11 protein-coding genes, 2 tRNA genes and 1 pseudogene are annotated in these 20,552 nt (G+C 73.7%); 8 read left to right on the top strand and 6 right to left on the bottom strand.

All coding sequences use genetic code 11. The features are described from left to right. Window positions 1-361 precede the first annotated feature (361 nt). The 3 genes from PZB77_RS16195 (at window position 362) to PZB77_RS16205 (ending at window position 6,204) form a co-directional block, all read left to right on the top strand. Window positions 362-3,529, top strand: coding sequence for a glycosyl hydrolase 115 family protein (locus PZB77_RS16195; RefSeq protein WP_275493314.1), 3,168 nt, complete (start codon window positions 362-364; stop codon window positions 3,527-3,529). A gap of 332 nt (window positions 3,530-3,861) precedes the next feature. After that, window positions 3,862-4,470: a SigE family RNA polymerase sigma factor gene (locus tag PZB77_RS16200; RefSeq protein WP_275493315.1), complete on the top strand. Its 609-nt coding sequence runs from the start codon at window positions 3,862-3,864 to the stop codon at window positions 4,468-4,470. A gap of 84 nt (window positions 4,471-4,554) precedes the next feature. Beyond that, entirely contained in the window at window positions 4,555-6,204 is a 1,650-nt protein-coding gene (locus tag PZB77_RS16205) for a long-chain fatty acid--CoA ligase (RefSeq protein WP_275493316.1), read from the top strand. A 150-nt stretch (window positions 6,205-6,354) separates the two neighbouring features. Here PZB77_RS16205 and PZB77_RS16210 read toward each other — a convergent pair whose 3' ends face one another. Beyond that, entirely contained in the window at window positions 6,355-10,665 is a 4,311-nt protein-coding gene (locus PZB77_RS16210) for a PAS domain-containing protein (RefSeq protein ID WP_275493317.1), read from the bottom strand. A gap of 323 nt (window positions 10,666-10,988) precedes the next feature. Continuing rightward, a pseudogene (locus tag PZB77_RS16215) lies at window positions 10,989-11,396 on the bottom strand (SSI family serine proteinase inhibitor); the annotation flags it as partial. A 717-nt stretch (window positions 11,397-12,113) separates the two neighbouring features. On the opposite strand from PZB77_RS16215, the gene PZB77_RS16220 reads away from it, so the two are divergent. Then, window positions 12,114-12,204 (top strand) — tRNA-Ser (locus tag PZB77_RS16220). A 420-nt stretch (window positions 12,205-12,624) separates the two neighbouring features. Further along, a tRNA-Arg gene (locus PZB77_RS16225) sits at window positions 12,625-12,697 on the top strand. Between the two features lie 156 nt (window positions 12,698-12,853). On the opposite strand, the gene PZB77_RS16230 is transcribed toward PZB77_RS16225, so the two are convergent. The 3 genes from PZB77_RS16230 to sigJ all read right to left on the bottom strand — a co-directional run bounded on the left by PZB77_RS16230 (window position 12,854) and on the right by sigJ (window position 15,748). Beyond that, complete coding sequence (locus PZB77_RS16230) at window positions 12,854-13,324, bottom strand: hypothetical protein (RefSeq protein WP_275493318.1); 471 nt, start codon at window positions 13,322-13,324, stop codon at window positions 12,854-12,856. A gap of 126 nt (window positions 13,325-13,450) precedes the next feature. After that, complete coding sequence (locus tag PZB77_RS16235) at window positions 13,451-14,686, bottom strand: FAD-dependent oxidoreductase (protein ID WP_275493319.1); 1,236 nt, start codon at window positions 14,684-14,686, stop codon at window positions 13,451-13,453. A gap of 114 nt (window positions 14,687-14,800) precedes the next feature. After that, on the bottom strand, window positions 14,801-15,748 hold the full coding sequence (gene sigJ, locus PZB77_RS16240; RefSeq protein ID WP_275493320.1) for an RNA polymerase sigma factor SigJ: 948 nt from the start codon (window positions 15,746-15,748) through the stop codon (window positions 14,801-14,803). A 127-nt stretch (window positions 15,749-15,875) separates the two neighbouring features. Here sigJ and PZB77_RS16245 point away from each other — a divergent pair, with 127 nt between their 5' ends. Together PZB77_RS16245 and PZB77_RS16250 are read left to right on the top strand one after the other, a co-directional pair. After that, window positions 15,876-16,838 carry a DUF2797 domain-containing protein gene (locus PZB77_RS16245; RefSeq protein WP_275496084.1) on the top strand — a complete coding sequence of 321 codons (963 nt, stop codon included), beginning with the start codon at window positions 15,876-15,878 and terminating at the stop codon, window positions 16,836-16,838. A gap of 188 nt (window positions 16,839-17,026) precedes the next feature. Beyond that, complete coding sequence (locus PZB77_RS16250; protein WP_275493321.1) at window positions 17,027-17,767, top strand: response regulator transcription factor; 741 nt, start codon at window positions 17,027-17,029, stop codon at window positions 17,765-17,767. 50 nt (window positions 17,768-17,817) lie between these two features. Here PZB77_RS16250 and PZB77_RS16255 read toward each other — a convergent pair whose 3' ends face one another. Continuing rightward, window positions 17,818-18,978, bottom strand: coding sequence for a serine hydrolase domain-containing protein (locus tag PZB77_RS16255; RefSeq protein ID WP_275493322.1), 1,161 nt, complete (start codon window positions 18,976-18,978; stop codon window positions 17,818-17,820). A 495-nt stretch (window positions 18,979-19,473) separates the two neighbouring features. Here PZB77_RS16255 and PZB77_RS16260 point away from each other — a divergent pair, with 495 nt between their 5' ends. Then, entirely contained in the window at window positions 19,474-20,265 is a 792-nt protein-coding gene (locus PZB77_RS16260) for a TetR family transcriptional regulator (protein WP_275493323.1), read from the top strand. The last annotated feature ends 287 nt before the right edge of the window (window positions 20,266-20,552 follow it).

Here is a 20,552-nt window from a genome sequence, read left to right on the forward strand (position 1 = left end):
GTCGTATGTCGGAATTCCTGGTATTCGAGTGCCTTGGCTCGATAAGGGAGAGATCGGTGAGCTGCGCGGCTCTGGCACCGGACGACTTGTCCCGCCCTGTCGACCGCCGTGACCTGCGCGATCTCTCCCATGTCCGGAGTGGCGACTCGTTTATCGAAACTTTTAGCGGAGGTCAATCGTGGAACCGCAGCTTCCGGGCTCACAGAATTCTGGCTCGGATCCGGAATCGCAGACGCCGGAATCGCAGGCGCCGGGGTCGCAGGATCCGGGCGCACCGCTCCCGGACTCGCACGCCCACCACCCGCAGGACGCCACGGACCCGACGAACCCGCAGGGACCGGGCCGTGCGAGCCGCCGGTCGGTGCTGGCGCTCGGGCTGGGCCTGAGCGTTCTCGCGTCCCCGCTCGTCTCCCTCGCCGGTGCGGCGCCCGCCGTGGCAGCGCCGAGCGGGGCGCAGGGGGTCGGCGGGTCGGTGGGCGGGACGTCCGGCGCCCGGCCCACCGACCCCGGGGCGTACCTCTCCTTCGGCCCGGTTCCCGGCGGATTCGCCCTGGTGGCGTCGGGCCGCGCGGTTCCGCTCGTCGTCAGCGGGTCCGACCACGCGGGGGTCATCCGGGCCGTCGGTGACCTGCGGTCCGACATCGAACGGGTCACCGGGGTGCGCCCGGCCGTGGTGCGGAAGGCGGGGGCCGGTCAGCGGGAGATCGCGATCGTCGGCACCCTCGGACGCAGCCCGCTGATCGACGCGCTGGTGGACGCGGGCAAGCTCGACGTGAGCGGGATCGCGGGCATGTGGGAGACGTCCCTCCAGACGATCGTGGAGCGGCCGATGCCCGGTGTGGACCGGGCCTTCGTGATCGCCGGCAGCGACCAGCGGGGCACGATCTTCGGGGCGTACGACGTCTCCCGGGGCATCGGGGTCTCCCCCTGGTACTGGTGGGACGACGTGGTGCCGGAGCACCGCGACCAGATCCACGTCCGCCCGGGCCGGCACACCCAGGGCACCCCCGCGGTGAAGTACCGGGGGATCTTCGTCAACGACGAGAACCCCGCGCTCGGCACCTGGGCGCCGAAGTTCTTCGGGCCCGGCAAGGCGGCCGGCTTCGAGGGCGGATTCAACGCCGACTTCTGGGCCCGGGTCTTCGAGGTGCTGCTCCGCCTCAAGGCCAACTACCTCTGGCCGGCGGTCTGGGGCCGGGCCTTCGCCGAGGACGACCCGCTGAACCACGCCACCGCGACGGCGTACGGCATCGTGATGGGCACCTCGCACGAGGCCCCCATGATGCGCGGCATCGAGGAGTGGAACCGGCACGCGGTCGCCGCCGTGCGCGACAGCGCGGGCACCATCATCACGCCCGGCCACGACCCCTACGGCGGTACCGGCGAGTGGTCCTTCCGGCGCAACTCCGATGCGCTGAAGGCCTACTGGGCCGACGGCATCCGCCGCATGAAGGAGCAGGACTTCGAGGGCGTGGTCACCCTCGGCATGCGCGGAAACGGCGACACCAGCCTGCCGGACGGTGACGCGATCGAGCTGATGAGCGAGATCATCGCGAGTCAGCGCGCCATCATCGCCGACATCACCGGTGACGAGAGGTCCGTCCCGCAGGTGTGGACGCTCTACAAGGAGGTACAGCGCTACTGGGACCGAGGGCTGCGCGTCCCCGACGACGTGACCGTGGTGCTCACCGACGACAACTGGGGCAACGTCCGCAAGCTGCCCCGGCTCGACACCGACGACCGGGCCGGCGGTTACGGCCTCTACTACCACTTCGACTACGTGGGCGTCGGCCGCAACTACAAGTGGGTGGACACCACGTCGCTGCCGAACATGTGGGACCAGCTCAACCAGTCGTACACGTACGGCAACCGCAACCTGTGGGTCACCAACGTCGGTGACCTGAAGGGCAACGAGCTCGCCACGCAGTTCTTCATGGAGTACGCCTGGAGCCCGGAGCGCTGGGACCTCGACCACATCCCCGAGTGGGAACTCGCCTACGCGCGCCAGCACTTCGGCGACAAGCAGGCCCGGCGGATCGCCGAGATCCTCTCCGAGTACGCGCACCTCCAGCAGATCCGCAAACCGGAGCTGCTGAACCGGCGCATCACCCTCGATCCCGCGAAGAACCCCGCCACCGACCCATCGGCGATCGTCTACGACGACCGGGCGACCCCCTTCAGCCTCGTCGACCACCGCGAGCTGGAGCGGGTCACCGACCGCTGGCGGGCGCTGGCGGCGAAGTCCCGCGAGGTCGGCGAGCGACTGCCCGCCGCCTCCCAGGACGCCTGGTTCGAGCTGGTCGGGTACGAGGTCGAGGCCACCGCGAACGTCTACGAGCTGCGCGAGGCGCAGTTCACCAACCTCTTCTACGCGGACCAGGGCCGGGCCCTGACCAACGAGCTGGCCGCCGCCGCCGAAGCCCGCCTCGCCGACGACTTCGCCTTCTCTAAGAGGTTCAACACCCGCGTCGCGGACGGGAAGTGGGAGGGCTTCCAGACCCAGCCGCACATCGGGTACGGAGACGTCGCCCGGTACGGGCCCAACGCTCCCTGGCAGCAGCCCGAGCTGAACAACGTCGCCCTGGTGGACGAGATCTACCCTCCGGTGAAGCGCATCGAGCTGCCCCGGGCGGCCGAGATGGGCGTCGCCGTCGAGGGCAGCGGGGAGTGGTGGCCGGTCGGCGGCTCGGGCGGGGCGACGCTGCCGGTCCTCTCCCCGTACGCCACCGGCCCCGACCCGTACCTCGACGTCTTCAACCGCGGGCGGACGCCGTTCGACTACCGGATCACCACGGGTGAGCCCTGGCTGGTGGTGGACCGGCCGCGGGGACGGGTCACCACGCAGACCCGGGTCACCCTGCGGGCCGACTTCGCACGCGCGCCCCGGGGCGTCAGCCGGGTACCGGTCACCGTGAGCGGCCCGGGCGGGGCGAGCGTCGTGGTGACCGCGGTGATCGACCGGCCCCGGACGCCGAAGTCGGGCCTCTCGGGGTTCGTGGAGGCCCGCGGGTACGTGTCGATGGAGGCCGGGCACTACACCCGCGCGGTCGGCAGCGGCTCGGTGCACTGGCGCCACCTGCCCGGGATCGGGCGTACGACGGGCGGTATGGAGCCCTTCCCGGTGACGGCGGCCCGGCAGACGGCGGGCCGGGGGCCCCGGCTGGAGTACACGGTGAGCCTCTTCACCACCGGACCGGTCACGGTCTGGGCGTACCTCTCCCCGAGGAACGACGCGCTGGCGGGCGACGGCCTGAAGTACGCGGTCTCCTTCGACGACGACGTGCCGCGCACGGTGAACGCCACGGCGGTCACCGGCCAGGACGACGGCACGATGAACCCGCAGTGGGCCCGCGGCACGTCCGACAACGTCAACCGCACCGCCACCGAGCACGTCGTCGTCCGGCCGGGAAAGCACGTACTGAAGTTCTGGATGATCGACCCCACGGTGGTGCTCCAGAAGCTGGTGGTCGACACCGGCGGCCTGCGGCCCGTCTACCTCGGGCCGCCCGAGAGCCTGCGACTGCGCTGACCCGCCAGCGTGGCGGACGGTCCGCACGGCGCCCCCGGTGCCCGTGCGGACCGTCCCTCCTGCCCGTGCGGACCGCTCCCGTCCGGTCCGGCGGTGACCGGGGGCCTCGGCGCCGTCCCCGTCCCGCCGTCCCCGTCCCGACTCCCCACCCGCCACCCGCCGCCGACCGGGGTCGCGGCCCCGAGCCCGTCCCCCATCCCGCCCCCGACTCTCCGCCCCGCCCCCTCCACCCCCAGAAGGTGGATCCCGCCCCGCGCCTACAACCTGAGGCGGACGCGCTGTCGGGACCTGGGGCCGATCCGTCACCCGGCCATCACTCCTAGGTTGGAGCAATGACCACGCCAGTCTGCACGGGGGCCTCCCGGCACTCCGCTGCCGCCGCCGGACACACTCCGCCCTACCCGTCGTTCTCCTGCTACGTCCGGGCGCGCGGTCCCGGCCTGCTGCGCACCGCCCGTTCGCTCACCGCCAACCCCAGCGATGCCGAGGACCTGCTCCAGACCGCGCTGGCCAAGACGTACGTGGCCTGGGAGCGGATCGAGGACCACGGGGCGCTGGACGGTTACGTCCGCCGCGCCCTGGTGAACACCCGTACCTCGCAGTGGCGCAAGCGGAAGGTCGACGAGTACGCCTGCGACGAGCTCCCCGAGCCGCGGACCGCGCCGGTCCCCGACCCCGCCGAACGCCAGTCTCTGCACGACGCGATGTGGCGGGCCGTGCGGAAGCTGCCCGACCGGCAGCGCGCGATGGTCGTCCTGCGGTACTACGAGGACCTCAGCGAGGTGCAGACCGCCGAGGTGCTCGGGGTCTCCGTCGGCACGGTGAAGAGCGCCGTCTCCCGTGCGCTCCGCAAGCTCCGCGAGGACCCGGAGATCTCCCTCGTCCCCCGGACGGACCGGGCCCGCGAGCACGAGTCCGCCGGCACGCGTTCGGATCGGTAGGGCCGGGAGTAGTGACATACCGCGCGGTATGTGCGCAGAATCAGCGGACCCCTACTGCCGCGTAGCGCCCACCGGGAGGATGCCGTGCTGAGCACCATGCAGGACGTACCGCTGACTGTCACCCGCATCCTGATCCACGGGATGACGATCCACGGGAAGTCGCAGGTCACGACCTGGACCGGAGATCCCGAACCGCACCGGCGAAGCTTCGCCGACATCGGGGTCCGGGCGATCCGGCTCGCCAACGCCCTCCGGGACGAGCTGGGCGTCGACGCCGACCAGAGGGTCGCCACCCTCATGTGGAACAACGCGGCCCACGTCGAGGCGTACCTCGCGATCCCCTCCATGGGGGCCGTACTGCACACGCTCAACCTGCGGCTCCCCGCCGAGCAGCTCATCTGGGTCGTCAACCACGCCGACGACAAGGTGGTGATCGTCGACGGCTCGCTGCTGCCGCTCCTCGCGCCGCTCCTGCCCCACCTGCCGTCCCTGGAGCACGTGGTCGTCGCCGGCACGGGCGACCTCACCCTGCTGGACGGGGCCGTACCGCGGGTGCACGACTACGAGGAACTGCTCGCCGGCCGCCCGGACACCTTCGACTGGCCCGAGATCGACGAGCGCCAGGCCGCCGCCATGTGTTACACCTCCGGCACCACCGGGGACCCCAAGGGGGTCGTCTACTCCCACCGTTCGATCTACCTGCACTCGATGCAGGTCAACATGACCGAATCGATGGGACTGACCGACTCCGACACCACCCTGGTGGTCGTCCCGCAGTTCCACGTGAACGCGTGGGGGCTGCCGCACGCGACCTTCATGTCCGGCGTCAACATGCTGATGCCCGACCGCTTCCTCCAGCCCGCCCCGCTCGCCGACATGATCGAGCGGGAACGCCCGACCCACGCGGCGGCGGTCCCCACCATCTGGCAGGGCCTGCTCGCCGAGGTCACCGCGAAGCCGCGGGACCTCACCTCGATGGCCCGCGTCACCATCGGCGGCGCCGCCTGCCCGCCCTCGCTGATGGAGGCGTACGACCAGCTGGGTGTCCGCCTCTGCCACGCCTGGGGCATGACGGAGACCTCACCCCTCGGCACCATGGCCAACCCGCCCGCCGGGCTGAGCGCCGAGGAGGAGTGGCCCTACCGCGTCACCCAGGGCCGCTTCCCGGCCGGCGTGGAAGGCCGGCTGGTCGGGCCGGACGGCGAACACCTCGCCTGGGACGGCGAGTCGGCCGGTGAGCTGGAGGTCCGGGGACCCTGGATCGCCGGTGCCTACTACGGCGGGGCGGACGGCGCACACCTGCGCCCCGAGGACAAGTTCAGTGCGGACGGCTGGCTGAAGACGGGCGACGTCGGCGTGATCAGCCCGGACGGCTTCCTCACCCTCACCGACCGGGCCAAGGACGTCATCAAGTCCGGCGGCGAGTGGATTTCCAGCGTGGAGCTGGAGAACGCGATCATGGCCCACCCGGACGTCGCCGAGGCCGCCGTGGTCGCCGTCCCCGACGACAAGTGGGGCGAGCGCCCGCTGGCCACGGTCGTCCTCAAGGAGGGTGCCAGCGTGGGCTTCGACGTCCTCAAGGCCTTCCTCGCCGACTCCGGCGTCGCCAAGTGGCAGCTTCCGGAGCGCTGGACGCTCATCGCGGCGGTGCCGAAGACGAGCGTCGGCAAGTTCGACAAGAAGGTGATCCGCAGGCAGCACGCGGACGGCGAACTCGACGTCGCCCTCGTCTGACCGGCCCGGCCCGGAGCACCGGCCCACGCGGCGAAGAACAGGTCGAAGGGCAGGGCGACGGGCAGCGCGACGGGCGAACGGCAGGGCGACGGGTGAGGGGCGGTACGGAGTCTCCGTACCGCCCCTCACCCTTCACCGTTCACCGCGAGGTCAGTTGGTCCCTATCTTCGCCAGCAGGTCGACGATCCGGGACTGCACCTCGTCGCTGGTGGAGCGCTCGGCCAGGAAGAGCGCCGTCTCGCCCGAGGCGAGCAGCGACAGATCGGGTCCGTCGAGTCCGGCCGAGGTGTAGACGACCAGCGGGGTGCGGTTCAGACGCCCGTTGGCCCGCAGCCAGTCGATGATCCCGGCCCGCCGACGGCGTACCTGCATCAGGTCCATCACCACCAGGTTGGGCCGCATCGACGTGGCCAGGTCGACCGCCTCACTGTCGGTCGCCGCCCGTACGGCCTGCATCCCGCGCCGCTCCAGCGTCTGCGCCAGGGCCGTCGCGATCTCCTCGCGCTCCTCGATGACCAGTACGCGCGGCGGGTGCTGCTCGCTGTCGCGCGGAGCGAGCGCCTTGAGGAGGACGGCCGGGTCGGCGCCGTACGCGGTGTCCCGGCTCGCCTGCCCCAGACCCGCCGTGACCAGCACCGGAACCTCGGCGGCCACCGCCGCCTGACGCAGCGACTGGAGGGCCGTACGGGTGATGGGGCCGGTCAGCGGATCCACGAAGAGCGCGGCGGGGAACGCGGCGATCTGCGCGTCCACCTCCTCGCGCGAGTGCACGATCACCGGCCGGTAGCCGCGGTCGCTGAGCGCCTGCTGGGTCGACACGTCGGGGGCGGGCCAGACCAGCAGCCGCCGGGGGTTGTCCAGCGGCTCCGGGGGCAGTTCGTCGTCGACCGGCCGGGGCTGGGGACGGTTGGCGACCTCGACCGCGCCGCCCGGACCGTCCAGCGGCTCCGGTCCCTCCGCACCCGCGTCGGGTGCTCCTATGGCGTACGAACGGCCCTCGGCGACCGGCGCCAGCAACGGTCCGGGGGGCGCGGCCGGGGTGACCGGCCGCGGGGGCTGCGCACCGGCGGCGGGCCGTGCGGGCTGCGGCGCCGGACCCTGCGCGGGGGCCGTGGTGGCCGGGGCGTCGCTCTCGGGGGGCGCCGCCAGCTTGCGCCGCCGGCCGGCCCCGCCGAGCGTCTGGTTCTGCTGGTGCCCCAGGTGCTGCACGAGCGGCACGCCCTGACCGAGCGTCCGCACGCTGAACGCCCGGCCCTGGGTGTCCGAACCCCCGGGCGCCGGCATTTCGGCGGGCAGCGGCTGCCTGCGGGCCGCCGGCACGGCGACGGGCGGTACGAGGGTGCTGCCCGTCGCGTGCGTCGTGGGCCCGGCGTCACCGGGCACCGGCCCGGAGGCGGCGGGCGGCGACGGCGGTGCGACGGCCGCGGCGGGCGGTACGACGGCGGACGCTGCCGTCGGGGCGGCGGGGCTCTCGGAACCGCTCCGGGCGCGTGCGGCGTACGCGAGGGCCGGCTGCGGTGCCGCGTCCCCCTCCGGGACGGCGTCGTCGCCTGGGCGCCGGTGGTCCGCGGGGGCGGCGGGGGCGTTGGGGGCGTTCTCACCGGTCCACCCGGTCGAGTCGACCCGTGACCAGCTCTCCGGTGAACCCGCCGACTCTTCGGGGTGGGCCCGGCGGCGGCCGGACGGGGAGGAGACCGGGTGCGGCTGCGGCGGCGTGTGGTCCTCGTCCGGCCCGACGGTGGCGTCGTGCCGCTCGGGCATCGGTACGGGCGCGGGCCGGTCCGCGTCGGCGGGGGGCAGCGCGAACGGGGTGCGCGGACCCGCGTTCTCGGCGGCCAGCCGCTCCTGCGCGGCGGCCAGCGCACGCCGGGCACGGCGTCCGGCGGGCTGGAGTTCCGGCGCGAGCGCCTCGGGCTGCGGGAGCCCTTCGTCATGGACGGCGGGAGACCGCACCGGCAGCGCCGGACGCACCGGCTGCCCGGTGGGCCGGGACACGGGAGCCTGCGGGCCCCGCACCGGTGAGCCCTGCACCGGTGAACCCTGCGGCGGAGCGACCTGAGCCTGCGTGCCCGCCGGAACCCCGTGCGGCGGAACACCCTGCGGCGGCACGGTCTGCCCGCGCTGCGGGCGTCCCGCACCCTGGGCGCCCTCGGCCGCCGTCACGACCGAGCCCTCCGAGGGGGCGTTGCCGGCCGCCGGAAGCGCGAGCGCCTGCCCGGCGCCGCGCCCACCCGCCTGCGCGGGCCCCACCTGCTGGGCCGGAGCCGGTTCGGGCACGGGCGCGGACTCCGCGGGAGGACCGCCCTGCGCCGGCACCGGGGCCGGCTCCGCCGGGCTGGGACGGCCGCGTCTGCGGCCCGAACCCTCGCTCGGCCGTGGCAGCAGCGCCTCCGGGGTCTGCTCCTCCACCGCTGCCGGGCCCCGCCGCGCCCGGCGACGCCCGGTCGCACCGGCGCCGCCGGACGTGTCACCGCCGACCGGCACGCCGTCGGCCGGGAGCCCCGCGCCGTCGGAACCCGCCACCGGCGGGGCGCCCTCCGCCTCGGCGCCCGTGAGGCTCCCGGGCTCCTCCGGGTCCAGCGCGCTCTCGAGGAACGCGTCCGTCGAGGACCTGCGCGCCCTGCGGCGGCCCCCACTGACGACGGCGGGAGCGCCGACCGCCTCGAAGGCTGCGACGTCCTGCTGCTCCGGCACGGCGGCCGGCAGCGAAGGAGCCTGCTCGGGCTGGTGCGGGACGGTGCCGGACCCCGTGCCCAGCGGCACTTCGAGGACGTACGCGCTCCCCGCCATGCCGGGCATCTCATGGGTCTGGAGCACTCCGCCGTGCGCCCGGACGATCCCGCTCACGATCGGCGCGTGCACCGGGTCGCCGCCGGCGAACGGGCCGCGCACCTCGATCCGTACGACGTCCCCGCGCTGCGCCGCCGCCACCACGACGGTCGAGTCGAGATAGCCGCCGCCGGGGGCGATCCGGGCCTTGCCGGTGGAGTCGATGCCGGCCACGTCCGCGACCAGGTGGGCCAGGGCGGTCGCCAGCCGGCGTGCGTCGACCTCGGCCTCGATCGGCGGGGCGTGCACCGCGAACTGCGCGCGCCCCGGCCCGATCAGCTCGACCGCGCCGTCGATGCCCGCCGTCACGACGGCGTCGATCGGCGCCGGGGCCTTGTCCAGGGGATCCGTACCGAAGTCCAGACGCTGGTAGCCCAGGACGTTGTCGACCAGGGTCGTCATCCGGGCGTAACCGGCGGACAGGTGGTGCAGGATCTGGTTCGCCTCGGGCCAGAGCTGGCCCGCCGGGTCGGAGGCGAGGGTGGAGAGTTCGCCCCGCAACTCCTCCAGCGGCCCGCGCAGCGACTCGCCGAGAACGGCCGTCAACTGCGCGTGCTGCGCCTCCACCAGGGCGATGTGCTCGGCCCGCTCCTCCAGCTCGGAGGCGTACCGCTCGGTGCGGTCGGCCATCTCGGAGGCGTGGCCCTCGGTGAGGCCGGTGACCTCGGTGGCATGGCTCTCGGTGAGGCCGGTGACCTCGGCGGTGTGGCTCTCGATCAGCTCCGCGACCTCGGCCGCGTGCTTCTTCGTCAGCTCGGCGATCTCGGCGGCGTGCTGCTCGGTCAGCCCGGCGACCTCGGCCGTGTGCTGCTCGGTCAGCTCCTCGTACGGCCTGCGGTCGGTGAAGGTCATCACCGCGCCGACCAGTTGGTCGCCGTCCCGGACCGGAGCGGTCGTCAGGTCCACCGGGACCCGGGCGCCGCTCTTGGACCAGAGCACCTGGCCGCGCACCCGGTGCTTGCGCCCGGAGCGCAGGGTGTCGGCGAGCGGCGACTCGTCGTACGGGAACGGGTCGCCCTCCGCACGCGAGTGCAGGATCAGCGGGTGCAGCTCCTTGCCGCCCAGGTCGCTGGCGCGGAACCCCAGGATCTGCGCGGCGGCCGGGTTGACCAGGACGACCCGGCCGTCCGTGTCCGTACCGACGACACCCTCGGAGGCGGCCCGCAGGATCATCTCGACCTGCCGCTGCGAACGGGCCAGTTCGGCCTCGGTGTCGACGGTGCCGGAGAGGTCCCGGACGACGATCATCAGCAGCTCGTCGCCGGTGAAGGACGGGGCGGGGAAGTCGTTGTAGGCGGCCTGGCCGCTGTCGATGCTCGCGCTGGTGACCTCGACGGGGAACTCGTGTCCGTCGGTCCGCCGCGCGATCATCCGCGTCGGCTTGGTCCTCCCCCGGGAGTCGGCCGAGTCCGGCCGCCGCATCGACCCGGGGATCAACCGCGAGTCGAACTCGGAGAGCAGGTCGAGGAGTCCCCGGCCCACCAGCCCCGTGCCGGGTGCCTCGAACATCTCGAGCGCGATGGCGTTGGCGTTGACGACCGTGCCGTTGGCATTGACGAGCAGCAGCCCGTCAGGAAGGGCGTCGAGTATGGCTGCGAGGCGAGCAGTGCCTCGGGATGGCCTGCTGCTCACGACGACGCTTCCTCCCTGTTTACCGCACCTTGCCGGCCCGGGCCCCCATCTTGCCCCTCGGGCCACAGGCTGTCACGGGAGGAGTCTACGGGCACCGGGGCGGGCGGGGGCGGTGGATGAGGGGGAGCTCTCATCGAGCTTCTGTGCAACCGGTGCGCACCGGCGCCCTCCGTACACCCCAACGCGCCCTGTACGTACGGCTGGGGAGGGGTCCTCGCAGCCGTACGCGGCCGCCCCGGGAAAGGCTTCGGACAAAGCCCCATTCGGCCTACTGCCCGGGGCGCCACGAGCTCTACGGACTCGCCCTCACCTCCCGGTCCGGGTCACTCCCCCGTGGCCGGGAGCAGCGGGCGCAGGGCGTTCCAGCGGGCGATCTCGCAGCCGTTCTTCCGGTTCACGGACGCGTCGACCGGCCGGCCGCGCCACGTCCCGGTGATCCGGGCGCCGGCCGGTCCGCCGTACATCTGCGTGCACATCGCGTCCTCGTCGACCGGCCGGAACAGGTCCTCGCCCGCCCTCTCCGCCTCCGCCAGCCGGTCGCAGGCGGCCTGTGCCTGCGGGTGGTCGCCTCCGGCCCGGGTGCCCGAACGGGTCCCGGAGTCAGGCGTGCACGTCACTTCGTACGAACCGTCCGCGAGGGGCTGACCGGCCGCGGGCTTCCCGGAAGCGGTGACGGCGGGGGCGTTCCCCGTGTCCTGGACGGTCACCGTCAGCCGTGTCGGGGCGTCCGCCGCGCCGTCAACCGTCCCGCCCGTCGGCGCGGGAAGGGTGGTGGGCCGGGCGGCGGGGCGCGTGGCGGGCCGCCCGGTGTCCTCCGGCGTGCCGGTACGCCCGGGGAGAGCGGGTACGTCCGTGTCGCGCGGGCCACGGGCCTCCGCCGGTCCGCCCTTGCGCGCGGGGCGGAGCAGGCCGCCGTACGGCGATCCGGCGAGCCCGGACGAGACGACCGGCCCCGACAGGGGGGCGGGCCCGGACTGCTCGGATACGGGGAGCGGTCCGCTTCCCTCCAGGGGTACGGGCAGCGGTCCCACGGCCGTGGCGAGGGGGGCGGCGGTGGACAGCACGGCGAGCGAGACGACGGCGGTGAGGGCGAGACGGCGCAGCATTGCGGCACTCCTGGTCCTGGGGCGGGCACGGATCGGCGGCGGGCAGCGGCTGACCCATCTCGACTCCCTGGATCACGTCGGCCCTTTCTGATGTCCCTAACGTCCCTCCCGCCCCGACGTTGCGCGATCCGGAAGGGCCGCACGGAGCACACCGGGGCGCACGCCGGTGTGGACAGGCGCGCACCGGCTGCGGGGCGTCAACCGATCGGCCTCCCGCGAACCGGCGCGGTATGTGCTTTGCCCTCGTGCCCACCTGCCTAGTACCGTGGGCCGCGATTGGTGACACGGCCTCCGGCTGTGTCATCATCTGCACGCACCACTCGCGCTTGCGCGAGGTGTGCTGGAGGCGTCGCCTAGTCCGGTCTATGGCGCCGCACTGCTAATGCGGTTTGGGTTTTAAAACCCATCGAGGGTTCAAATCCCTCCGCCTCCGCTCCACTCGAAGCCCCGTGCCCCGGCACGGGGCTTCGGTCGTTCCCGGGGCGGCTTCGCTCGTCGGCCGTTCCCGGCGACGGCGGGAGGGGGCAGCGGGCGCCGGGGCGAAAGCGCGGGGCGGCCGGTCGCCCCGCGCTTTCGCGCGAGGCCGTTGGTGGGTAGGACCGCCCGGGGTGCCGCACGATCGGTGCCTTCTGCGGTTCTGCGGCTTCCAGGGTTCCGCGGGTCCTGCGGTTCTCCGGCCGGAAGGGGCGATGGCCCAGGAACGGGACCCGCCCCCGACACGGTGCAGATTCACCCTCTGGAGGCGTTTGCGCAGGTCAGGGCAGGTGCGGGCAATGGATTTCGCGTCACGGCCGAGGTCATGTAATGTTGTTCTCGCAACGCCGACCGGGAAGAAAAAAGCCCGGAACGCCAAGCACTCGTAGCTTAACGGATAGAGCATCTGACTACGGATCAGAAGGTTGCAGGTTCGAATCCTGCCGAGTGCACAGCAGGCCAGAGGCCCTCAGGAGAAATCCTGAGGGCCTTTCGCGTTCTCCGCTCCCGTACGGCGGAGGTCGCTCACGCCGCTCCCCCGCGGAAGATCGCGCGGGGGAGCGGCGTTCGGACGGTACCGGTGCCGGTACCCGAGCGGTGCGGGTCCCTCAGGCGGCGCCGGTGCCGTGGCCGAGCAGGGGGATCCGGTCGCCGGGCAGGGCGCCGGCGTAGACCTCGACCTCGTCGACGTCCCCGTGCGGGTAGTCGCCCCAGCGTCGGCGGTCCGCTCCTGGCCCACCTGCAACGGGCCCTCGCCGGGCAGGCCGTCGGTCAGGTGTGCCGGGGATCCGGCGGCGTCGCCGTCGGCGTAGAGGGTGGCCGTGTCGGCGTGGTCGTCGAGGACGACCACGCCGGGTGGCCGTGTCGGCCCCCGCTCGGTACGAGGCGATGACCCTGTCCTCGCCGGCCGGCGCGCTCGCGGGGAGGACCAGTTGCCAGGCGCGGGGTGCCGGGTCGTAGCGGAGCTGGAGGGTGTCGGTCCCGGCTGCCCGGAGGGAGAGGAGCGCCATGGGGCGGGCGGGGTCGTTCTCCGCGAGCCGGACGACCGCGCCGACGGTGAAGCTGTCCCGGGTGTCCACGACCGGGGCGCGCAGGTTACGAGGACCGCCGGAGGCTGACAGCGGCAACTGGCAGTGCCGCAAGAACCGTTCGGGCCGCGGGCGGACCTCTCCTCCGTCCACGGCCCGTGACGGTCGCCGGGTCGGTCAGGACGCCGGCCCGGGCGCCGGGGTGGCCGCCGGGGCAGCCGCCCCCGTCGTCCCCCGCACGACCGGCCGGCGGCGTGACGGGAGGCCGAGGATGGGGTGGGCGACGCCCCAGGCCGCGCCCTTGCAGACCAACTCCTTGTAGAGGGCGGCGAGGCGGCCGGTGAGGGCCGCGTCGACGGCGCGGTCGTCGGCGGTGACGTACTGGATCAGACCCTCGCTGCGGCCGAGCGAGATGCACTGGTTGACGTAGCGGACCGACGCCTCCGGGACCTTGCCGCCGGTCAGCCGGGCCGCGATGGTGTCAGCGGCCTGCCAGGCGGTGGGGACGCCCGAGGCGCAGGACATCCGCAGGGGCTTGTCGCCCGGGCCCATGGCGAGGGCGGCGTCGCCGATGGCGTAGACGTCCGGGTGCGAGAGGGAGCGCAGGGTGGCGTCTACGACGATCTGACCGGTGTCGCTCGTCTCCAGGGTGGTGGCCCGGGCGATCGGGTGGACCGCGAAGCCGGCGGTCCACACGGTGACGGCGGCCGGGAGCGAGGTGCCGTCCGCCGTGGTGACGTGGCCGGCCGCCACGTCGCTGACGGCGGTGTGCTCGTGGACGGTGATGCCGAGCTCGTCGGTCACCTTCCGCAGGTGGCGGCGGCCCTTGGGGGAGAGCCAATCGCCGAGTTCACCGCGTGCGACGAGGGCGACGCCGAGGTCGGGGCGGGCCTCGGCGATCTCGGTCGCGGCCTCCACTCCGGTGAGGCCGCCGCCGACGACGACCACGGGCGCTCCGGCGCCGAGCCCGGCCAGGCGCTCGCGGAGCCGCAGGGCGCCGGGGCGGCCGGCGATGTCGTGGGCGTGCTCGGCGGTGCCGGGGACACCGTGGGTGTTCCAGCCGCTGCCGAGGGCGTACACGAGGGTGTCGTAGCCGAGTTCCTCCGCCGGGCCGTCCTCGGCCGGCGCGACGGTGACGGTCCTGCGGTCGACGTCGACGGCGGTGACCCTGGCGAGCCTGAGTGCGACGCCGGTGCCGGCGAACATCTCGGCGAAGGGCCGGGGCCGGAGCTCCTGGCCCACCGCCAGCTGGTGCATCCGGACCCGCTCGACGAAGTCCGCCTCGGCGTCGACGAGGGTGAGGGCGACATCCTCGCGGCGCAGCCGCCTGGCGAGGCGGCCTGCGGCGATGGCCCCGGTGTAGCCGGCTCCGAGGACGATGATGCGGTGCTTGCGGACGGTGTGGTCCTTCATTTCCCTGCTCCTGTCTGGCGTCCTGTCCTGCGCGGTTCGCCTCTTGAACCGGACAGCCCGACGATTCCTGACAGGGGTGCGGTGTGAAGCGGCTCACACCGGGCGCGGGGGCGCTCAGAAGGGGCGGACCAGGGGCTCGCCGTGGTCCCCGGACGCCGCCCACTGCCGGGTCGCGCGGACGAGTTTGTCGGGGTTGACCTGGCTGCGGAACGCGGCGATCCCGTCGGCGGTGATCTCCATGCAGACGATGCCGATGACCCGGTCGTCGAGGACCACCACCAGGGCGGGGGCGTTGTTGGCGGTCGAGGCCCAGATCCCGGGGGAGCCGCCGACGAGGTCGCGTTTGGCACGGCCGGGCTTGAAGAGGCCCCGCATGAACGTCGCGACCGCGAGGGCTCCCTCGAACGCCTTGGCGCGCGCCGGGACCTTCCCGCCCCCGTCGCCGACGGCGACCGCGTCGCCGGTGAGGAGCCGTACGAGGGGTTCGGTCCGGCCGCTGGTGGCGGCGGCGAGGAACTCGTGGACGATCCGGCGGGCGGCGGCCTCGTCCACCTCGGTGCGGGACGTGCCCTCGGCGAGGTGCTTCTTGGCGCGGTGGAGGATCTGCTGGCAGGCGGCCTCGGTGAGGTCGAGGATCTCCGCGATCCTCCGGTGCGGGTAGTCGAACGCCTCGCGCAGCACGTAGACCGCGCGCTCGTTGGGGGAGAGGCGTTCCATGAGGGCGAGGACGGCGTACGAGACGGACTCGCGCTGCTCGGCGGTGTCGGCGGGGCCGAGCATCGGGTCTCCGGCGAGCAGCGGTTCGGGCAGCCACTGGCCGACGTACGTCTCGCGCCGGGCGCGGGCGGAGGTCAGCTGGTTGAGGCACAGGTGGGTGAGGACCTTCGTCAGCCAGGCCTCGGGGACCTCGATGCGGCCGATGTCGGCGGCCTGCCAGCGCAGGAAGGTGTCCTGCACGGCGTCCTCGGCGTCGCCCGACGAGCCGAGGAGGCGGTAGGCGATGGCCTCCAGGCGCGGTCGGGAAGCCTCGAAGCGGTCCACGTCGTCCATGGTCAGTGCCATGGCCCGGGATTGTAGGGCTTTTCGTACGGCCGATGGGGACCGGAACTGCGCGGAAACGACCGGAACCGAGCGAAGGCGACCCGTCCCGTGAGGCGCCGTAGGGTTGATCCCTCGCGGGATCAGGATGATGACGGCCTCGGGGGTGTGCGACGTGACGTGGCGGTGCACCGGGCTGCGGTGGCCCGGGGACGCTCCGGAGCTGGGGTGGCGGAGCGGACCGGACCGGCGGGCGAGTGTCCTCGCGTACGGGAGCGGGCTCGGCTTCCGGGCCGTCGGCGGGCGGACCTGTATCGGTGCGCGGGAGAACGACTGCCCCCTGGGGGCGACCGTGCCGGGGCGCGGTACCGGCGCCAGGTGCCCGGAGTGCGCGCGGCTGGACCGGGCGCACTCGGTGGCGGCGGACACGGTCGCGGACGATCCGCGGACCTACCGGGTCTACCTCGCCTGGTTCGGGCCGGGGATGGTCAAGGTCGGGATCACCGCCGAGGAGCGCGGCGCCGCACGGCTGCGGGAGCAGGGCGCCGTGGTCTTCAGCTGGCTGGGGCGGGGCCCGCTCATGGCGGCACGGCGGACCGAGGAGGTGTTGCGCGCCGCGCTGGGGGTCCCGGACCGGATTCCGTACGCGCGCAAGCGGGCGGTGCGCGGGGTGCTGCCGGAGGCCGGGGAGCGCGGTGCGGAGCTGGCGGATCTGTACGGACGGGCGGCGGCGCTCGAAGGGCGCGGCTGGCCGGAGTCGTTGGAGCGGCTGCCGTACGGGGCGGTGGACCACGCCGGGCCGTTCGGGCTGGGGAACCTGGAGGCCGGTGGCGCGGTCGCGGCGGTACGGGAGCTGGTCGCGGGCGGGGTGGTCACCGGGCGGCTGGTGGCCGCCGCGGGGCCGGACCTGCACCTGGTCACGGGGGACAGCGGTGCGGTGGTGGTGCTCGACACCCGGCTGATGACCGGCTGGGAACTCGTACGGGCCGGCGGCGGGGGGCGGGGCGGGACGCACGGGGGTGACGGTGCCGACGGTGCCGGGGACCGGGGTCCGGCGGTGAGCGTCCCCGTCGACGTCCTGGGGCGCGGCGGGGTGCAGGACGGGCTGTTCTGAGCTGGACCGTCTTCTCGCGCCGCGGGGGCGTTCCGAGGGGCCCTGTCACGCGGGGCGGTCCCCGGACGACGGGCGTTGCCCCGGCTTGACCGGCTCCCACCCCTTCATGACCAGCTCCTGACTCGTTTCTCAGGGTTTTCACAGAATCGGGCAAGCTCCCTCTCAGAGCGGTCTCACAGGGTGGGAGCATGACGACGACCTCGCCCCAGGGGCGTACCGCAGTGCTCAGGGCCGACCGCAATCCCGTCCGCGTGCTCGTCGTGGACGACGAGCCGCCGCTCGCCGAGCTGCTCTCGATGGCCCTGAGGTACGAGGGGTGGGACGTGCGCAGCGCCGGTGACGGTGCCGGCGCGCTGCGCACCGCCCGCGACTTCCGCCCCGACGCGGTGGTCCTGGACGTGATGCTCCCGGACATGGACGGCCTGGCCGTGCTCAGCAGGCTGCGCCGTGACCACGCCGACGTACCGGTGCTCTTCCTGACCGCCCGGGACGCGGTGGAGGACCGGATCGCGGGACTCACGGCGGGCGGCGACGACTACGTCACCAAGCCGTTCAGCCTGGAGGAGGTCGTGGCGCGGCTGCGCGGCCTGATCCGCCGCTCGGGCGCGGCCACCACGGCCCGCAGCGAGTCCACGCTCGCCGTCGGCGATCTTCTGCTCGACGAGGACAGCCACGAGGTGAGCCGGGGCGGTACCGCGATCCACCTCACCGCCACCGAGTTCGAGCTGCTGCGCTTCCTCATGCGCAATCCGCGCCGGGTGCTGAGCAAGGCGCAGATCCTGGACCGGGTGTGGAACTACGACTTCGGCGGCCAGGCCAACGTCGTCGAGCTGTACATCTCCTACCTGCGCAAGAAGATCGACGCCGGCCGCACCCCGATGATCCACACCCGCCGGGGCGCGGGCTACCTCATCAAGCCCGGGGAGTAACCGGTCGCCCGCTTCACCGCGCTCCGGAAGCCGCTGCGGCCGGCACGGGTTCAGCCCGTCGCACCGGCGGCGTACGTCCAGAAGTCCCGCATCAGCTGCGGCGGTGTGGGGCCGCCCAGCTCGACCTGGGTCAGCAGCAGGGTGGTCAGCCCGGTGGACGGGACGAGGTGGCCGGCGGTGCCGGTGCCGCCGACCCAGCCGTACCGGCCGCGTACGTTCCACGGCTCCTTGGTCTCCACGTCCACCGAGCCGCCGAACCCCCAGCCCTGGCCCTCGGTGAAGAGCCCGCTCGCCTCCCGCTGGGCGGGGGTGAGGTGGTCGGTGGTCATCTGCCGTACGGAAGAGGCCGTGAGCAGCCGCCGTCCGTCGCCGGTCACACCGCCGGCCAGCAGCATCCGGGCGAAGGCCAGCCAGTCGTCCGCGGTGGACACCAGACCGCCCGCCCCCGAGGGGAACGCGGGCAGGGTGCTCCACTGCCCGTCCGCCGGGTCGACCAGGTCGAACCCGCCGTCCGGGTGCGCGCGGTAGTACGAGGTGAAGCGGCCGAGGTCCGCCGCCGGGACGGCGAAACCGGTGTCCTTCATGCCGAGCGGTTCGAAGAGCCGCTCGTGGAGGAACTCCGGCAGGGACCGCCCCGAGACCCGGGCGATCAGCACGCCGAGGATGTCGGAGCAGGTGTTGTAGAGCCACGCCTCGCCCGGCTGGCGCAGCAGGGGGATGTGGGACAGGGTCCGCATCCAGGTGTCCGGCTCCGCCGCCGCCCGGGGCTGCGGCGATCCCTGGTTCAGCTCGGCGAAGAGCGGCGCCACGGCCGGGAGCGTGAAGTCGGAGGGGAAGCCGTACCCGGCGCGGAAGGTGAGCAGGTCGAAGACGGTGATCGGCCGTCGGGCCGGGACGACGTCGTCCACCGGACTGTCCGGTGTCCGTACGACCCTGGGTGCGGCCAGCTCCGGCAGCCAGGTCCCGACGGGATGGCCGGGGGTGAGCCGGCCCTCGTCGATCAGCGTCATGGTGGCGGCGGCGACGATCGGCTTGGTGAGGGAGGCGATCCGGAAGATCGTGTCGCGGGCCATCGGCACGGTGCCGCCGGTGTTCGAGGAGCCGGCCGCCGCCACCTCCACCCGGTCGCCGCGGGCCACGAGCGCCACGGCGCCGGGGACAGCGCCCCGTGCGACGTAGGGGTCCAGGAATGCGCGCAAGTCCGTCGTCATGGGTCCCACCTTCTCCGTCCGGCCGACGGAAGCGGGACTCCCGCGCCGACCGGGAGGCGTGTGACCGGGAGGCGCGAGGGCGTGTGACCGGCCGCCGGGGCCGCGGCCCGTTCGCCCGTACGGGTGAGCGCGGGAGGTTTCCTCGTACGCCGTGGAGGTGCCCCGGCCCGTCCCCGGTGGCGGCCGCGGCCGGCGCCGCCCCGGTTCGGCCGTGCGGAAGCGTGGGAGCGGAGCGCCTTGCACCGTAAGGCGGCAGCGCCGCGGTCACGGACGCCTTCGCCGACGGGCCGCGACGCGGCCGACCGGCCGGCGGCGTGCTCGTGGCGTTCCGCTGCACCGGGCGGGGCCGCTGAGGGCGGGGCACGGCGCGGCACGAGGTGCGAACACGCCGGGGGAGCCCACCGATCCGGCGGCATAGCATCGGAACGGGCATCCGGGGCATCCGTGACGGTGCCCCGCCCGGTCCGTCCCCCGGGTACACGAGGAGAGTGCGTCATGGAGTCCGCGGCCGACCCCGCGCCGGAGCCCGCGCCGAAGGCCGCGACGGCGCCGCCGGCCGTGCGGACCAGCGTCTGGCTGGTCCGGCGACCCGCCTCGCGCGCCCGCCGGTCGGACGGTTCGCCCGCCGGTCTCGACCGGGACCGGATCACCGCCGCGGCGGTCCGGCTGCTGGACGCGGAGGGACTCGCGAAGTTCTCCATGCGCCGCCTCGCCGCCGAACTGGACGTCACCGCGATGTCCCTCTACTGGTACGTGGACACCAAGGACGACCTGCTGGAACTGGCGCTCGACGCGATCCACGGAGAGATCTCCGCTCCCCGCGAGGACGCCCCGTGGCCCGACCGGCTGCGCGAACTCGCCTCCGCGTACCGGTCGTTGCTGGTACGCCACGGGTGGGCCCCGTTGCTCGCCGGGAACTTCCTCAACATCGGTCCGCACTCCCTGCTCTTCACCCGTGCCGTGCGGGACGTCATCCGGGCGACCGGCCTCCCGCCGCACCAGCGGTCCGGCGCGCTGGCCGCGGTCTTCCAGTTCGTCCACGGTTTCAGCACCGTCGAGGGCGACCTCCGCCGGCGCTCCGCCGCCGCCGGGATCAGCCAGGACGAGTACTTCCGGCAGACGATGACCGCGTACCGCTCCGAGCCGAGCCTCGAGCCCGTCGTGGACGTCTCGCAGGACCTGATGGACGCGCGGGGCGGTGACACGGTCGAGGAGATGCGCGAACGGGACTTCACCTTCGCCCTCGACCTGCTGATCGCGGGCATCGAGGCGATGCGGGACCGCTGAGCCGGGCGGTGCGGCGGGAAACCTCGGGGGGCAGCTCGGCGGCGGGGACCGGTCATCGGGGTCATCGGACCGGCCGGACACCGCCCGGGCCGGGAAGCAGGTGGCGGACGGCCCGGGTGACGGCCTCCCCCGCCGCGGGGAACGTGCCGAGGACCTGGCGGACGTTTCCGGTGGCCACCCCGTACGTCCCGCCGGTGGGGGCGAAGAGGCACGGTCCTTGGCGGAAGTGCCGGAGCGGAAGTGCCGGAGCGGAAGTGCCGGCCCGCAGCTCGCTCAGAACCCGGGGC

The sequence above is a fragment of the Streptomyces sp. AM 2-1-1 genome (assembly GCF_029167645.1).
Classification (GTDB): Bacteria; Actinomycetota; Actinomycetes; order Streptomycetales; family Streptomycetaceae; genus Streptomyces.

Bases quoted from the DNA above. Each gene is read 5' to 3' on its own strand.
- PZB77_RS16200 (WP_275493315.1), top strand. From the start codon at position 3,862: ATGACCACGCCAGTCTGCACGGGGGCCTCCCGGCACTCCGCTGCCGCC.
- PZB77_RS16235 (WP_275493319.1), bottom strand. From the start codon at position 14,686: ATGAAGGACCACACCGTCCGCAAGCACCGCATCATCGTCCTCGGAGCC.
- sigJ (WP_275493320.1), bottom strand. From the start codon at position 15,748: ATGGCACTGACCATGGACGACGTGGACCGCTTCGAGGCTTCCCGACCG.
- PZB77_RS16245 (WP_275496084.1), top strand. From the start codon at position 15,876: ATGACGGCCTCGGGGGTGTGCGACGTGACGTGGCGGTGCACCGGGCTG.
- PZB77_RS16250 (WP_275493321.1), top strand. From the start codon at position 17,027: ATGACGACGACCTCGCCCCAGGGGCGTACCGCAGTGCTCAGGGCCGAC.
- PZB77_RS16255 (WP_275493322.1), bottom strand. From the start codon at position 18,978: ATGACGACGGACTTGCGCGCATTCCTGGACCCCTACGTCGCACGGGGC.
- PZB77_RS16260 (WP_275493323.1), top strand. From the start codon at position 19,474: ATGGAGTCCGCGGCCGACCCCGCGCCGGAGCCCGCGCCGAAGGCCGCG.